General features: G+C 63.3%; 12 protein-coding genes. 9 read left to right on the top strand and 3 right to left on the bottom strand.

Features of this window, described 5'->3' with window-relative positions; genetic code table 11:
- Positions 1 to 978: a sensor histidine kinase gene (locus tag ACFXIV_RS13230; RefSeq protein WP_379421257.1), complete on the bottom strand. Its 978-nt coding sequence runs from the start codon at positions 976 to 978 to the stop codon at positions 1 to 3.
- Positions 979 to 1557: 579 nt separating this feature from the next.
- On the opposite strand from ACFXIV_RS13230, the gene ACFXIV_RS13225 reads away from it, so the two are divergent.
- The 7 genes from ACFXIV_RS13225 to ACFXIV_RS13195 all read left to right on the top strand — a co-directional run bounded on the left by ACFXIV_RS13225 (position 1558) and on the right by ACFXIV_RS13195 (position 9318).
- On the top strand, positions 1558 to 2562 hold the full coding sequence (locus tag ACFXIV_RS13225; protein ID WP_379399609.1) for a hemin ABC transporter substrate-binding protein: 1005 nt from the start codon (positions 1558 to 1560) through the stop codon (positions 2560 to 2562).
- Positions 2563 to 3147: 585 nt separating this feature from the next.
- The gene (locus tag ACFXIV_RS13220) at positions 3148 to 4836 is read left to right on the top strand and encodes an MFS transporter (RefSeq protein WP_379399610.1); all 1689 of its coding nucleotides are present in this window, start codon (positions 3148 to 3150) and stop codon (positions 4834 to 4836) included.
- Positions 4837 to 4898: 62 nt separating this feature from the next.
- A complete protein-coding gene (locus ACFXIV_RS13215) occupies positions 4899 to 5120 on the top strand; it encodes a hypothetical protein (RefSeq protein ID WP_379399611.1) in 222 nt (73 codons plus the stop codon).
- Positions 5121 to 5513: 393 nt separating this feature from the next.
- Entirely contained in the window at positions 5514 to 7901 is a 2388-nt protein-coding gene (locus ACFXIV_RS13210) for a nitrate- and nitrite sensing domain-containing protein (protein WP_379399612.1), read from the top strand.
- 55 nt (positions 7902 to 7956) lie between these two features.
- The gene (locus ACFXIV_RS13205) at positions 7957 to 8364 is read left to right on the top strand and encodes a roadblock/LC7 domain-containing protein (protein ID WP_379399613.1); all 408 of its coding nucleotides are present in this window, start codon (positions 7957 to 7959) and stop codon (positions 8362 to 8364) included.
- The gene (locus ACFXIV_RS13200; RefSeq protein WP_379399614.1) at positions 8361 to 8741 is read left to right on the top strand and encodes a DUF742 domain-containing protein; all 381 of its coding nucleotides are present in this window, start codon (positions 8361 to 8363) and stop codon (positions 8739 to 8741) included. Before ACFXIV_RS13205 ends, ACFXIV_RS13200 begins: the two co-directional genes overlap by 4 nt.
- Complete coding sequence (locus ACFXIV_RS13195) at positions 8722 to 9318, top strand: ATP/GTP-binding protein (protein WP_379399615.1); 597 nt, start codon at positions 8722 to 8724, stop codon at positions 9316 to 9318. Before ACFXIV_RS13200 ends, ACFXIV_RS13195 begins: the two co-directional genes overlap by 20 nt.
- A gap of 100 nt (positions 9319 to 9418) precedes the next feature.
- Here the strand turns inward: ACFXIV_RS13195 and ACFXIV_RS13190 are convergent, their stop codons facing one another.
- On the bottom strand, positions 9419 to 12517 hold the full coding sequence (locus tag ACFXIV_RS13190; protein ID WP_379399616.1) for a protein kinase: 3099 nt from the start codon (positions 12515 to 12517) through the stop codon (positions 9419 to 9421).
- 171 nt (positions 12518 to 12688) lie between these two features.
- On the bottom strand, positions 12689 to 13327 hold the full coding sequence (locus tag ACFXIV_RS13185) for a TetR/AcrR family transcriptional regulator (protein WP_379421256.1): 639 nt from the start codon (positions 13325 to 13327) through the stop codon (positions 12689 to 12691).
- Positions 13328 to 13482: 155 nt separating this feature from the next.
- Between ACFXIV_RS13185 and ACFXIV_RS13180 the strand changes: the two genes are divergently transcribed.
- A complete protein-coding gene (locus ACFXIV_RS13180) occupies positions 13483 to 14553 on the top strand; it encodes an alpha/beta hydrolase (protein ID WP_379399618.1) in 1071 nt (356 codons plus the stop codon).
- Positions 14550 to 15530 (top strand): MBL fold metallo-hydrolase, encoded by a 981-nt coding sequence (locus tag ACFXIV_RS13175; RefSeq protein WP_379399619.1) that lies wholly within the window; start codon positions 14550 to 14552, stop codon positions 15528 to 15530. Before ACFXIV_RS13180 ends, ACFXIV_RS13175 begins: the two co-directional genes overlap by 4 nt.
- Positions 15531 to 15552: the final 22 nt, after the last annotated feature.

Here is a 15552-nt window from a genome sequence, read left to right as displayed (position 1 = left end):
TCACTCCACGCCGATAGGCAGCGGTATCCACACCGCGACGCGTGTTCCGATGCCGGGAGACGAACCGAGAGTGACCGATCCGGACAGCAACTCGGCCCGCTCCCGCATCGAATGGAGCCCGTTCGCCCGCCTCGGCTGCGAGGGGTCGAATCCGATCCCGTTGTCCACCACCCGTGCCCAGACCTCGTGGGGCGCGATATCGACCTCGACGGTGACACGGGTGGCCTGGGCATGGGCGAAGGCATTGCGCAGCGCCTCACGCAGAATGAGGAACGTCTCGTCCATGACCTCCGTGGACACCCAGGACTGCGACCCGTTGACCCGGATCTCGACCATCGGAGTCGTCCGCCCGACGGAGCGCACGAATGCCGTCAGAGCATCCCGCAGGGAGTTTCCGCCCTCCTCCGCCCGCAAACCTGTGGTGATGGCCCCCAATTCCGCGATCGCATCCGAAAGAACGTCCACGGCAGCGGCAATTCCATTGCGGCCCTTGGGTTCTCCCGCCGCAACGATCTCCAGCTGATGCATGGCGAGGCTGAGCGTGTTCCCCAACCGGTCGTGAACCTCTCGCGCGAGCTTCCGCCGATCGGCATCGTTCACGATCCGGATCTGGTCCAGCAGAAAGGCGTCATACCCCTTGGCCCCGGCCTCCAGCCGAGCGAACAGGCTCCGGCTGAGAGTCGTTGCCAGCGTGACGATCTGATCCCGCTGCCCGGAGCCCGGACCGAGCGCATCCACCGCTTCCGTCATCACCAGTTCGAACATGATCACGGCCGCGCGCACCGAGCAGTCCGGACGGATTCCGCGGATACCCCGCCGCTCGGCCATGTTCACGAACCGCTCGACCGGAACCTCGACTCGGCCCGCCTGTCCGGTTCCCAGCGACTCGGCGCATTCACCGATGATCTGACGCGCCTGAACGACACATTCCTCCCAGACCGCACTGTCCGAAACCAGCGCGCTCCCAGCGTGTTCCAACTCCGTGCGATAGCGATCGATCAGATACTGCTGTCGGTCCCTCAAGCGCGCGGCCGCGCTCTCCGGCAGATTCGGCCTCATACATCAGCCCCGCCGTACTTCCCCGCTCCAGCTATTATGCCGCTATCGTTAACTCGCCGAAAAGCCCAGTGCCAACGCCATGTTCGTGCCACGATTACCATCGCCGATTTCCCTCACGATTCCCACACACGATGCACCGGGTTACTCCTCGGAGACATCCCGGAGTCAAGCCGTACTGTACCCAAGGATCCCCCGTTCATCGACCGATCCGGCGCTCATCACAGGGCTACCGATCGGTTCGAAAATCGGGCAAAATACCTGGTCAGTCGCCCATTTCGGCGTGGTTCACGCCGCGTTCACCCCAGCCCCCTCGATTTCACCATGCGCACACGCCGAACCTGTCCTGTCAGGGGCACTTCGGCAGACGACAGGGGCGGCCGAGCGCTCACATTAATGCATCCTGAACACCTGAAAGCCGTTGCGGGAAAGGAACATGCACCGTCCGTCACACGAGAATTGAGTAGCGGTGGATGAGCTGCCGGCCGATACGCTGAGTGCGTGTTCAGCTGCGGCAAGCTCGGAATACTCACACTCGGACTGGTGGTCTCACTCGGGCTGGGGGCGTGCTCGGCCACCGATACCGGCGACAGCGCCACCAAGAGCAATGTCACAGCTACGCTGGGAGACGCCAACCCGCAACCGATAGCCTCGGACCCGCACCCGACGCTCCCGGTCACGGCTCACAGTTTCGACGGCACCGACGTGACGATCCAGGACTCGAGTCGCATCATCGCCGTCGACAGGTTCGGCACCCTCGCACAGACCGTCTACGCGCTGGGCCTCGGCGGCCGTCTCGTCGGGCGCAGCACCTCTGCCAAGATCCCCGCGCTCGCCGGCCTGCCCAACGTCACCCCGGACGGCGAGGCCATGAGCGTGGAAGCCGTCCTGGCCCTGCACCCGACCGTACTGCTGACCGACACCACCACCGGCACTCCCGCGGTATTCGAGCAACTGCGCGCCGCAGGGGTGCCGATCGTCTTCTTCGACCCGGCACGAACGCTGAACGGCACCGGCCCACAGATCCAGGCGATCGCCGATACGCTGGGTGTCCACGACCAGGGTGTCGCACTCGCACAGCGCACAACCGCCGAAATCGCCACCGCGACTGCGGCTCTCCCCGCAGAGAATCCGAAGTTGCGCATCGCATTCGTCTACCTGCGCGGCACGGCGCTCACCATGCTCGCCGGCCCGGGCTCCGGCGCCGACGCGCTGATCACCGGCCTCGGCGCGGAAGACGCGGGAACTGCGGCCGGACTCGGCGAACCCTTCGTCACCATCACCGGCGAGGCCATGATCGCGGCCCGCCCGGACATCCTCCTGGTCATGACCGACGGGCTCGATTCGATCGGTGGCACAACGGGATTGCTCAAACTCCCCGGCATCGCACAAACCCCCGCCGGGCACGCGCACCGGATCATCGACATGTCCGACAGCGTCCTACTCAGCTTCGGCCCCAACACCGGCAGAGTGCTGGCCGCACTCCGATCGGCGATATTTCGCTGAGTACCAGGGCACATAGCAGCCGCCTTGAACAACATCAGGCCCGGCATTCGCCGAGCCTGATCATTTTCCCTGTGGAGCTAAGGAGAATCGAGCCCCTGACCTCCAGCTCTGGGGCCCTGCTCACCTGGTCGAGCAAAGTCGAAACCGGTGGTAACAGCGATTCCGGGGGATCTCGCTGCAGTTGGCGACCGAAACGATCGTGCTCCCGTGCTGACATCGCCACACGCCTTGGGAACGCAGCCGTGCGGCGCGGCCGCCTCTGTCGAGGCTGCCCTGCGAAAGTCCCGGACCGCCGTCGGTCGCTGAGCCGATGCCGGGCAGACCGGACAGCCACCGCGCCCCGACTAAGGAAGTGGTACCACCCGTCCGGAGTCTCCAAGAAGTAGCTGATGCGCTTGCGGCCATTGCAATAACTGTCCATCGAACCGAGGCGGTCCAATTACCGCCCATTGCACGGATCGACAACCGACACTGCACTCTCGATCAAGCATATCGGCACCACGACTGTAAAGGTGTTGGGCACGGAGAGTGACTGGCGCCACATCAGAGACTCACCCTGAACCGTCAGCTAATTTAGGGAATCGTATGACCAATGATCTTGCCCCTGCAAAACCGTATGGAAATTGGATGTGGCAACGTCAGCTTGCGCACTATCCAGTCGGCCCGCGTCGGTACGCATATCTCGGTATCACCGTCATTGCAACGGTCGTCCTTTATTACGAGTTATATGTGCAGGGCGCAGTCGCTATCAACATCATGCGCGACTTTGGCATGAGCTTCACACAGTACGTGTGGGTCGCGATCTCCTCGACGATAGCTGGTGCGCTGGCCTCCGTTGCCGCGGGGTTGGCCGACAGGTGGGGACGCGCCAACCTTGTGGTGGCCGGACTGTTCTCGAGCGGTCTGCTGGTATTGGTTGGCTTGCCGCATGCATCCAATAAGACAGCGTATATGGTGATATTCGCGTTGCTGGGTGTCGTGGAGGGCGTGACGCTCGTGGCAACGCCCGCGCTCATCCGCGATTTCTCGCCGCAACTCGGTCGAGCGTCAGCCATGGGCTTCTGGGCATTGGGACCGGTGCTGGGCAGCCTCATCGTGACCGAGGTTTCCAGCAGCACACTCGATTCGCACCCTTCGTGGCAATTCCAGTTCTATGTCTGTGGCGTCGCCGGACTCATCGTGGCGGCCATCGCGTTCATCGGGCTGCGGGAATTGTCACCCCGCCTGCGTGACCAATTGATGGTGAGTATGAACGATCGGCTACTCATTGAGGCCCGGGCAGCAGGAATCGATCCCGAAGCTGCGCTGAAGGGTGGATGGCGCCAGATGTTGAAGTTCGATATCGTGGGCTCTGCATTGGCCATCAGTCTGTTCTTGATGTTCTACTACATACTTGTCAGTTTCGTGATCGTGTATTTCGCAACCATCTTCGGCTACTCCGAAGCGCGTGCCAATGCGCTGGGCAACTGGTATTGGATCACCAATGTGATCGCACTCGTGCTCGCCGGCGCCTTGTCCGACAAGTTGCGCGTTCGTAAGCCGTTCATGGCCGTCGGCACCGTTATCTCGATGATCGGTACCGGCATATTCGCGGTGTTGGCAACCAAGCCCGCAACCTCCTACTACACCTTCGCGGTGGTGTTCGTCGTCATCGCGATCGGTGTGGCAATGACGTACTGCGCATGGATGGCGAGCTTTACCGAGACCGTCGAGAGACATAACCCAGCGGCCACAGCCACCGGTCTGGCTGTATGGGGTGGCACGCTGCGCGCCTTCATCACAGTGGCACTGATCGTGTTCGCCGCTGCGTTGCCCGCTACGTCGGTGTTGGTCGATCGGGGTCCACAGGTCACCGCTCTCGCCGCGAAGTACCACGATCAAATCGCAACCGCGACTGCGGTGTCTCCCGTGGCGCTGGCTTCGCTGCAAAAGAACCCCGCTGATCCGGCGGCAGGCGCGGCCGCGGTGGGTGACCTGATGAAGGCAGGTCTGGCTTCCGACCCGCAAGCGGCGGTGAGCCGGTTGACACAGTTGGCGACGAGGCCGATCCCCGCCGCTGATGCGCAGTATCTCGCAGCACATGGTGCGGAGGTGCAGCAAGCAGCAAAAGACAGCCCTCGCCAATGGCAGCGGTGGTGGTGGATCTGCTTCGCCTGTCAGGTTCTCTTCTTGCCGTTCCTTTTCATCATCGGGGGCCGTTGGAGCCCAGCACGCGCCCGTGAAGATGCCGAGCAGCATGAGGCTCTGGTCCAGAGGGAACTGGCCACCCTGTAGGTGGACTGCTAGTGCCTCATCCGAAAGGTTGACACAGTAATGCCTGGAGATGGTGACCGGCCATGACTGCCGAAGGATGGTTCCCGCCCGAAGGTGATGTCCACGTGCGAATCTGGCTGGCCGACGTGGTCTTCGACTACAGGGCCACCGCGGCGGCAGTACGCAACTTGATCCACGATTGGAGGCGAAAGCATTGGTTCACAATCGAATTGATACGCGCCACCATCGACGACTGTCGGTTGCTGCCGCGCCTGCCGTGCGAACAACTGTTCCTCGGACCGTGACCAGCGCAGTATAGCGCCGAGGGTTCCGCTTACTGAACCAACTTTTACGGAAATGACACCAGGCGAATGTCCCGCTCGAGATGCCAGCTCGGGCGGGACCCGGCGGGATGTGGCCCGCAGAAAATGATTGATACGACATCTGGGCGCGGGGGTTGTCGCTCTCGTGTCAAATCGTCTGGCCGAGGGCGTGTTCGGCTCCGATGGTCGCTCGCCAACCCTCTCCTGTCACCCGGTCACCTGCTGAACGCTGATCGAATCCCGCTCGGCTCTGGATATCGGCGCGTCACCGAGTGCCGACCCAATCGACCAAGGAAAAGCGTTGAACAATCCGATCTTCACAGGACATCCTTCACTCTCGGTGCGAATTCGACTGCACCGCAAAGGGAGCACGCGATGCAGCAAGGCGTAGAAGCGCCCGTCACCCGATCGACGGGCTGGGCCCGCTATCGCGCCCTGCTGCGGTTTCGACCGCGTACGAGCATCCGGAGCAGGGTGCTGGCAATCGCGCTGATCCCGAGCATCATCCTGCTGATTACCGGCAGCTTGGTCGTGGTGTCGCTGGCAAGACAAGCACAATCGGCGCGCGATTGGTCGCAGTATCAAAGCAAGATCACCGACCCCAGCCTGGGATTTGTCAGTGCAGCCCAAGACGAGCGGACCGACAGTCTCCTGGCGCTGGCCGGATCACAGTCCGCCGCTGCGGAACTGGCGGTGCGACGCAACCAGACAACTACATCGGTCGCCGATCTGGGTCGGGCAGTCGCCGGGCTTCAGGACATCGATGCCGGCTCAGTCTCGAAATCCAGCGCCGCCTTCAAGGACCTGTCACAGCAATTGCAGCTCGTCAGACAGTCCGTCGACACGAAAAGTACCGACACAGGGAAGATCGACAGCTTCTATTCCCAGCTGGTAGCGGTTGTCTCCGCCGGCGTCCTGGAGAGCGCCGCTCGCAACGCACCCAATCACGAGAGTGTCGCGCAGCAATACGTCGCGGCAGCGTTGCTACAGGTCGCCGACCTTCATTCCCGCGCAGTCGGTTTGGCAGCTTTTGCCGCAGTCCACGGCAACCCGGACCCGGCCCAGCAGCGCAGGATCGCCGCCCTCGACGGCGCGTTTGAAGAGCAGGCCAAGACCGTCGTTGCGCAGCTGCCCGAGCAGACAGCAAAGTCCTATCGGGATCTGTCCGGAAGCCGTCAGTGGCAACTTGCAGCCCTCGGTCGCGAAACCCTGGCAGAGGACGGCACCTTGTCGATGCCGTACCAAAACTGGTTGACCGCGGAGAAAGCGGTTGACGACGGATTGCTCGGATTGCTTCGAAACTACGGCGCGTACACCTTCAAGGCTGCCGATACGGCGGCTACCGATTCGCTGACGCGATCGATCGTGGGCGGGGCCGCGTTGGCTGCCATGACATTGGCAGCCCTGTGGGTGGCTGCAACTCTCGCGAATCGACTCGTCACCAGGCTACGGAATCTGCGTTCACGCAGTCTCGAGCTCGCCGAGGAGGAGCTGCCATCTCTGATGCAGCGGATTCACAATGGCGAGGATGTCGATATCGAGGCCGAGACAACGGCTCTGGACACCAGGCCGGACGAAATCGGGCAGGTCGCGGCAGCATTCATCAGCGCACAGCGCACCGCTCTTGCGGCGGCTGTCGGCGAAGCGCGGACCCGATCGGGGTTCGGCCGAGTCTTTCTCGATATCGCCAATCGCAACCAGGCGGTGGTGCGCAGGCAACTTCAAGTACTGGATGCCGCCGAGTCCAAACAGACCGACCCCGAACAGCTGCAATACCTGTTCGACCTGGATCATCTGACCACACGGGCTCGACGAAACGCCGAAAATCTCCTCATCCTGGGCGGCGGCGAAGCAGCCAGGCGATGGCGAAAGCCCGTTTCACTCGAAGAGATCGTCCGCAGTGCGGTTTCGGAGACCGAACATCTGACCCGCGTCGGTGCCGTGCGTGTACCGGAGGTGTGGGTCGAGGGCCGGGCAGTCGCGGACCTTGTCCATCTGCTTGCCGAGCTCATCGATAATGCGACCGACTTTTCCCCGCCGGAGGCACCGGTCTCGGTGTACGGCAACGTCGTTGGGCGCGGAGTTGCTGTCGAGATCGAAGATCAGGGTCTCGGCATCCGGTTCGAGGAACGTGAGCGACTCAACGAACTCCTGCGGAATCCGCCCGACTTCCACGAGATGGCATTGGCGGGCAGACGAAACCTCGGTCTCTTCGTTGTGGGCCGGCTCGCACGCAGACAATCCCTCACCGTCAGCCTGCAGGAGTCCGCTTACGGTGGAATCAAAGCCATCACGCTGATTCCCGAAGGGTTGCTGCGGGAATCGCCCAGCGACGCAGCGCTTGTGCAGTCTCCGGACATCGCCGACCCTGATATTGGACGCAGCCGGGCCCGCCCCGCTCCCGCGACCAAGCCTTCAGGGTTCCGCGGCGGGGCCGACATATTGCCGGCGACCTCATCCTGGGAGGTCTCCGGTCCCACCGTTTCCATGGTGGACGACAACGGATTTGCCCACTCGTCCGCAGCCGACAGCCAACCCTCTGTGGGAGTTACAGGAACCGAGGGCCGCACCCAGCTACCTCGGCGGCAACGTCAGAAGCATCTGAAACGCGAGCTACGGGTCGATGGTCGCCGACCGGAAGCCGACGTCGATCAGACGAGCCACGACGTTCGGCGGACTCCAGATGCCGCACGAGGTGCGATGGCTTCCTTCCAGCGCGGTACACGACAGGGCCGCGCGTCCTTTCCAAGTTCCTCCGAATGAAACGAGCAACCCCACGATGAAGAATGAAACTCCTGTTCGGCTGGCGTCGCCCGGTTTGGACTGGCTGCTCGATGGTCTGGTCGACCGTGTCCCAGGCGCCGAGAACGCCGTGGCTCTCTCCACGGACGGCCTTCCGCTCGCCGCATCTCGCGGACTGGATCGTGAGCAGACCGAGCATCTGGCGGCGATGGGGTCCGCGCTATACAGCTTGGGCCGTGGCGTGGGTATGCGATTCGGCAAGGGCGCGCTCCAGCAAACCGTGATCGAACTCGACCAGGGCTACCTGGTCGTCACATCCGCGGGCTTCGGTACCTGCCTCGCATTACTCGCGGATCTGAGCGCCGATCTCGGCATGATCGCCTACGAATTGAACGTGATCGTGGGGCAGGTTCGCGATCAACTCTCGACCGGTTCACGAGTGCCCTCGGCTGGCAGTTCCCTTCGGACGCAACACCACCCATGAACGACAACGACATCGATTTCTGGCAGGACGACGACGACCCCGGTCCCTTGATCAGGCCGTTCGCGGTTACTCGCGGTCGAGCCGGTTCCGGAATCCACAACCTCGACCTGCTCACATTGGTGGTCGCCGTGGGGTCGGGGACAGCGGCGGTCACGTTGGAGCGGGAGTACGGCGCCATCGTGCAAATGTGTCAGGGCCGACCGTTGTCCATCGCCGAGATCGCCGCTCATCTGAATCTGTTGGTCGCAGCGGTGAAGGTACTCGTCAGCGATCTGATCAACTCGGGGTATGTCATCGTGAGATCTCCTGTGGCAGCAGGCAATCGCCCCGATTCCCTTCTCCTCCAGGCGGTGCTCGATGGCGTTCGCAAGCTCTGATTCGTTCGGCGCAGCCGGGCTGCAGACGGTTCAAGTGGCAAAACTACTTATCGCCGGCGGGTTCGGCGCCGGTAAGACCACCATGGTCGGCGCCGTCAGCGAGATCATGCCGCTCCGCACCGAGGAGCTGATCACCGACCTCAGCGTCGGCGTCGACGATCTCGCCGGCGTCGAGAACAAGACGACGACCACGGTGGCGCTGGATTTCGGCCGCATCACCCTCAGCTCGGAGGTGGTCCTCTATCTGTTCGGAACCCCAGGGCAGGACCGGTTCTGGTTCATGTGGGACGAGCTCTCAACGGGTGCGCTCGGCGCTGTCGTCCTCGCCGATACTCGGCGATTGGAGGACTGCTTCGCGCCGGTGGACTATTTCGAGTCCCGTGAAATGCCGTTCATCGTTGCGGTCAACTGCTTCGACCGCGCCGATGTCTATCTCGAGGACGAGGTCCGCGTGGCGCTCGACCTGCCGACGGATGTTCCCGTGATGCTGTGTGACGCCCGTAGCCGGGAATCTGTCAAGAGGGTGCTGATCTGCTTGCTGGAGTATGCGATGTCGGCAGGAACGAGGTACTCGTGAGCCTCATGAAGTCCCATGACGGAGCTGACGGCTACGGCGTGCATCGCGCTGTCCGGCACACCGGTGCGGTTGAGTAGTTCGGCGACCGCGCCGGCGGTGATCAAGAGTCGGGGTCGTCCGCTGGAGGGTCGGGAGATTGGTCGTGCGTAGTCGAGATGTGTTCGCCGAGTGCGTAGTCGATAGCAGCGTCGAAACTGAGCCCTTCGCCTTTCCGGCGAGCCGCGGCGAAGCTTCGCTCACTCATCGCCTGGCGGACTTTCTGTTCACACTCGTCTTGGTAGACGAGCAGGTCCGGGAAGAGCACCGGCGGACTCCCCACCGACTGGCTGAGCCGCTCCGCGGCTGCCGTGAGAACCACCGCTCGTTGAGCATCGTTACTGTCGGCGGCAATCCATGCCAGAGCTTGCATGCACAAGGTCGCGTTCAGGCGGTCCTGGACTTTACGTCCTGCCTCGAGTGCCTGCCCGAGTTGTCGAATCGCTCGGGCGTGATCACCTTGCCGCCACACCACAATCGCCTGCGCCCACAGCATGTACGACCGGAACCCCGATTCTCCCCGCGTCTCGGTGATCGCAAGCGCGCGCTCGTAGCATTCGATCGACTTCTCCGTGTCGTCGAGCAGCAAGTACGTCAGCCCGAGGACGCCCAACGCCATGAGCAGGAAGGCGAGGACGTCCCTTTCGGCGTATACCTGGGCGGCTTTCTCGAGATGCGGACTCGCGTCGGAAGGATTCCCGCGGAACACATGGAGAAGTCCGTCGGCAAGGTCGATATGTGCGTGGGCCAAGGGGTCGGTGGTCCGGTCGATGAGCGCGTGCCCGTCACGCATCGGAGCGGCCATTGCATCAATGTCGCCCTGCATTCCGGCCATATAGACACCGAGGCAGAGCGCAGCGGCGCGGTCGACGGTAGCTTGGTCCGACTGGCAGGCCAGAAATCGGTCCAGCCAGCGCCTGCCCTCGGTGATCGAACCGTGAGAGTGCCAGAAGGGGAAGAGAGTCGTGGCGATCCGGGTTCCGATTTCGGGGCTGTCGGACACGCAGAATTCCATCGCCTGCCGTAGATTCGGAAGCTCCCGACCGAACCTGGTAATCCACTCGAGCTCCCGGGGACTGACCCAATCGTCTTCCGCGTCGAGCGCGAGCTTCTCGTACCAGTCTCGGTGGCGGCGGCAGAGTTCAACGTATTCGCCCGACGCTCGGGCCTTCTCGAGGCCGTATGCACGCACGGTCTCGAGCATTCTGAACCGCACCGCGACATCTGCCTCCTGCCGTGTCAGGATCGACTTGTCGACGAGGAAGGCTGCCGTGTCCAGGAAATCCTGTGCCGTGAGGCCATCGCCACAAACGTATTGCGCCGCATCGAGTTCGAAGCTTCCGGCGAACACCGACAGCCGCACCCACAGCTGTTGTTCGGCCGGGGTGCACAGGTCGTAACTCCAGTCGACACACATGCGCAGCGTCTGTTGCCGGGACGGGGCGTTCCTGCTGCCGCGGGTCAGCAATGCGAAGCGGTCGGTCAACCGCTGCAAGATCTGCTCGGGCGACATCGCCCGCAGCCGTGCCGTCGCCAACTCGATCGGCAACGGCAACCCATCCAGCCGCTGACAGATTCGCGCGACGGTGACCTTGTTGTCCTCGGTGAGCTCGAACCCCGCGACAGCCGCGCGACCACGTTCGGCAAAAAGTGTCATCGCGTCGTTTCGGGGCAGGCCACTGGATAGCTGATCGGGGTCAGGGATCGACAGCGGGGGAATCGGCAGCACCGCTTCACCGCCGAGGCCGATCGGCTCACGGCTCGTCGCAAGAATCCGCAAGCCGGCACACCTGCGAAGCAGCGATTCAGCGAGCGTCGCGACCCTATCCACCAACTGCTCGCAATTGTCCAATACCAGCAACAGTTTCCGCGGCGCGAGGAAATCGACGAGCGCTTCGTCGACCGGCCGCGCGGCGCGGTCTCCCAATCCCAGTGCACCCGCCACCACACCGGCCAACAGTGACGCGTCACGTAAATCGCCCAGCTCCACAAAGGCCACGCCGTCGGGGAAATCGCGTTGCACGGTGGCGGCAACCCGCACCGCCAGGCGGGTCTTTCCTACCCCACCGATCCCGGTCAACGTCACCAATCGCGAGGTAGACAACGAATTCTTCGCCTCGATCAGCTCTGCGCTCCGATCAACGAAACTGGTCAGCTCCAGCGGAAGCCCACCGATTCGGCCCGGCCCCGACGGCGGATGGGGGTGGGACACGTGCCCTGCCGAGGAGGACTTCGGGCGTCCTGCCGCATGTTCTGCTTCGGACCTCGTGGCCAGACCCATCTCATCGACGGGGAAACCATGGCGAAATTGGGATGCCTGGAGTTGTTCACCCAATTCCGCCGCTGAGGGGCGACCCGCCGGCTCGCTGGACATGGCACATTCGATGATGGTGCTCACATCCTCGGGAATGCCGTGCTCACGCGGGTCCGGAGCGGGCTCGGCGGTAATTCTGAGGAATTGGGCCACCAACTGCTCACCGCTGCGTCGTTCGAACGCGGCATGACCAGTGACCGCAGCGAACAATGTCGCACCCAGACCGTAAATATCCGTCGCGGGACTCGGCGGCTCGCCGGCCACCACCTCGGGAGCAGTGAACGCCGGCGTACCGGTCAGAAACCCGGTGGCAGTAACGAATCCGCCCGCAATATGGGCGATTCCGAAGTCCGTCAGCGCAGGATCGCCGTAGTCGTTGTAGAGGATGTTCGCGGGCTTGACGTCACGGTGGAGCACCCCGCGGCGGTGTGCAGCCTCCAAGGCCCCGGCCATCCGCACCCCGAGCCGGAGCGCTTCCTGCAGCGGGAGCGGTCCGTGATGGCGGATCCGCGCGTCGAGAGAGCCTTGGGGATAGTAGGGCATGACGATGAAGGGGCGACCGTTATCGGTGGCACCGGCCTCGAGGACATTGACGATATTGGGGTGCCCGGTCAGCCTGCCCGCCGCACGCTGTTCGCGGAGAAAGCGCGCCCGATTGTCCTCGTCGAGATCGGCGGTGAGCACCTTGACCGCCACGACCCGGTCCAGCGAACCCTGGGTGCAACGATAGACAACACCGAAACCACCACGGCCGATCTCCTCGGCATCGTCGAACCCAGCCATCGCTAGTTCCGCCACGACCGAACCGGATACGTCGCGTTGCGTCGGAATCGGATCGACGTCGCTCATCGACTACACCTCACCCCAAGAATATCGCCGGTCGACCCGTCGGAGACCGACAAGTAGCTGGAGGGGGTTGCATGGTCAGGCCAGCTCGAACCTGCGACGTCATGATCGTGGCTTCGAACCGCACATGAGTAGTAGCCGCGGAGGCGAGGGGCGTCCCGCGCAAGAAGTGCATTACGGGCGAGCGTTCACGTTGCGGGCCAAACCATCGAGGATCAAGCCGAGCTTGGCGTGCAGAGCGGGAGCAAGGGGGAACGGGATGCGGCTGTGCTCAGCGGCTTGAAGCCAGCGTTGAAGGGTGTCCGTGTAACAGGCGGACAGGACCTCGGCGACGATCTCGGCCTCGGGCGATGGCTCGAATTCGCCAGATGCTTGGCCGTTCCGGATAGTCACCACAAACGACTCGAAGACCGGGAAGGGGCCTTCGAAGGTGCCCAGTTCGGTGAGCCAGCCCATGGCGAGGACCTTGGCCATGCGCGGGTCGGTCTCATTCGCATGCGCCAATGCTTCGAATTGCAAAGCCAATTGGTCCCGCGCCGACTCCCGGTCCGCACCATCGACAAGCCATGCTGAAGCCAGGGCGCGGCGATCGGCGGCCCACACGGCGAGCATGTCCTGCTTTCGCGCGAAATGGTTGTACACGGTGCGGCGAGCCAGGTCAGCGCGAGCAGCGATCTGGTCGACGGTGGTGGCGGCATACCCCTGGTCTGCGAATAGCTCCAATGCTGAAGACAGGATCCGGTCGCGAATCTCCTGGCGACGCCGATCGCGACGGTCGGGTGGGGGTCCTTCTGCCACGGCTCGCGCCGACATGGCCGTGGGATCGGTCCGCTCGCTCACTCGCTCTCCTGTCGTCGATCTTCCGTAAGCATAATCTGCACTATTAGTGCATGCGTGCACTCTGTGTGCATATACTTCGGGCATGGCTGTGAGAACGACGTCCGCGGCTGCAGGTCCGGAGGTTCACCATGGCATTCACCTTCCCCATCGACGCGCAAGAGTTGATCGATGAACGCGCAGCTCAATGGATCAGTCAGGGCGTCCAGCCCGGGGTGGTTCAACAGGTACGCGGCCGCATCACCAACATGTGGCTGGACGGCCCTGGAGGGTGGGCACACGAATGGTCCGCAGCCGCAACGCAGGCCGAACAGGACAGCGATCCACTGTCGGCAGCCTTGCTCTACGGTGTCGCGAAGTTCCCTGTCCTGGCCGATGATTCACATCGACGTGCATACGACAACCAGCTCCGCACCTATCTCGCTGCGGCCGAGCACCTTCCGGTCGCGTTCGAACGCCACTCCGTCGATGTGCCGTTCCGGGCATCGTCGGTACCGGTGGCCACACACCTGTACCAGCCCACGGATCTCCCGGACGACGCACCCCTCGTGCTGGCCCTCAGCGGCGTCGACACCTGGAAGGTGGAACTGCATCGCACCGCCGTCGGCGCCGCGCAGGCAGTGCGCGCTCGGATCGCAACCGTCGATATGGCCGGCACCGGCGAGTCGCTGGTACCCAACGGCCCCGACGGCGAGCTGTATCTGGTCGGGGTTATCGATTGGCTGCGCAAACGTTTCCCGGCGAGCCGAAAAGTGGGAGCCATCGGCTTCAGCTTCGGTGGGCACTGGACCACCAAGCTCGCACTCACCCGACGTGTGGACGCGGCCGTCAGCATCGGCGGCCTCGTGGAAGCGGCGTTCTCCGCCGAGAACGTCACCGCCCTCCGGTTCGGTATGGCGGGAATCTTCGGCAATTCGCTTCGGCTGGACGTTGCCCCCAGCCCCGCGCAACTCGTCGAAACCATGGCGTCGTTCTCCCTGCGCACCCAGGGGCTGCTCGACAATTGGGGAGCCGATCCGATCCCACTGTTGTCGGTCAACGGCGACCTCGACCAGCATGTGCCGACGGCGGATACGACCGTGCTGGAAGACCGCCCGAATACCATCGCACGGCTTGTCCCCGGCGCATCGCATTGCGCCGCAGAGCGTCTCGGTGACCTGATGCCTTGGATTCTTGATTGGCTGCGAGCGGAGCTGTCATGAGCGACGTAACGAAATCCATTGCAGCAGTAGGGAACACCAGTACCGCATCCCAATTCGGAACGCCCGGCGGCCAACTCACCGAGCTGCGCCGCGGTGTCTACGCCTGGATACAACCCGACGGCTCCTGGTGGATCAATAACGCCGGCGCAATCGCGGGCGGCAATGGTGTCGTGCTGGTCGATACCTGCGCCACCGCCGAGCGCACACACGCGTTTCTGAACGCCGTCGACACCGCAACCTCCGGAACGCCCGTTCGCGCGGCCATCAACACCCACGTCCACGGCGATCACACCCATGGCAATGCTCTTCTCCCGGACACTGCGCGGATCATCGGTCACCGGGAGACCCGGGACGGCATAGCATCCGACACGGTACTGACCGCTCCCCCACCGGTGTGGAATCCCATGCCGCACTGGGGGATCGACCGCCATCGGCTCCCTGATGTAATCGCAGACGGTCCGCTGTCACTGTTCGCCGGTGACCGCGAGATCATCGTCCAACATCCCGGATATCACGCACACACCAGCGGCGACCTGATCACCTGGCTGCCGCATGAACGCATTCTGTTCGCCGGTGACCTGCTGTTCAACGAGGTCACTCCGTTGGCATTCATGGGATCAATGGAAGGGGCCCGTCGGGTTTTGACCTGGATTGCCGAGTTCGAACCGGCAGTGGTCGTTCCCGGCCACGGTCCGATCATCGAACGCACTGAGCTCAGCGGGGTTCTCGACGCGCACGACCGGTACTACCGTTTCGTCCTCGACACAGCCCGCGAGGGCCGCGCAAAGGGCTGGACACCGCTGGAGTCAGCCCGCAACTGCGACCTCGGCGCATTCGGACACTGGGGTGACCCGGAACGGATCGTGCTCAACCTCCATCGCGCCTACTGCGACGCCGACGGCACCGATCTCGATCCGGCAGCCGCCTTCGCCGATGCGGTGGCATTCCACGGAGGCCCCCTGCACTGCCACGCCTGATCACGGAAATCGGTACAGGAGT

This window comes from Nocardia sp. NPDC059236 (assembly GCF_042754085.1).
In the GTDB taxonomy this organism is placed as follows: Bacteria; Actinomycetota; Actinomycetes; order Mycobacteriales; family Mycobacteriaceae; genus Nocardia.
This window is presented reverse-complemented; position numbering and strand designations above follow the sequence as displayed.

What these genes read in the sequence shown, in the direction of transcription:
- ACFXIV_RS13220 (WP_379399610.1), top strand. Translation starts at nt 3,148, where the DNA reads ATGACCAATGATCTTGCCCCTGCAAAACCGTATGGAAATTGGATGTGG.
- ACFXIV_RS13215 (WP_379399611.1), top strand. Translation starts at nt 4,899, where the DNA reads ATGACTGCCGAAGGATGGTTCCCGCCCGAAGGTGATGTCCACGTGCGA.
- ACFXIV_RS13210 (WP_379399612.1), top strand. Translation starts at nt 5,514, where the DNA reads ATGCAGCAAGGCGTAGAAGCGCCCGTCACCCGATCGACGGGCTGGGCC.
- ACFXIV_RS13200 (WP_379399614.1), top strand. Translation starts at nt 8,361, where the DNA reads ATGAACGACAACGACATCGATTTCTGGCAGGACGACGACGACCCCGGT.
- ACFXIV_RS13195 (WP_379399615.1), top strand. Translation starts at nt 8,722, where the DNA reads ATGGCGTTCGCAAGCTCTGATTCGTTCGGCGCAGCCGGGCTGCAGACG.
- ACFXIV_RS13190 (WP_379399616.1), bottom strand. Translation starts at nt 12,517, where the DNA reads ATGAGCGACGTCGATCCGATTCCGACGCAACGCGACGTATCCGGTTCG.
- ACFXIV_RS13185 (WP_379421256.1), bottom strand. Translation starts at nt 13,327, where the DNA reads ATGTCGGCGCGAGCCGTGGCAGAAGGACCCCCACCCGACCGTCGCGAT.
- ACFXIV_RS13180 (WP_379399618.1), top strand. Translation starts at nt 13,483, where the DNA reads ATGGCATTCACCTTCCCCATCGACGCGCAAGAGTTGATCGATGAACGC.
- ACFXIV_RS13175 (WP_379399619.1), top strand. Translation starts at nt 14,550, where the DNA reads ATGAGCGACGTAACGAAATCCATTGCAGCAGTAGGGAACACCAGTACC.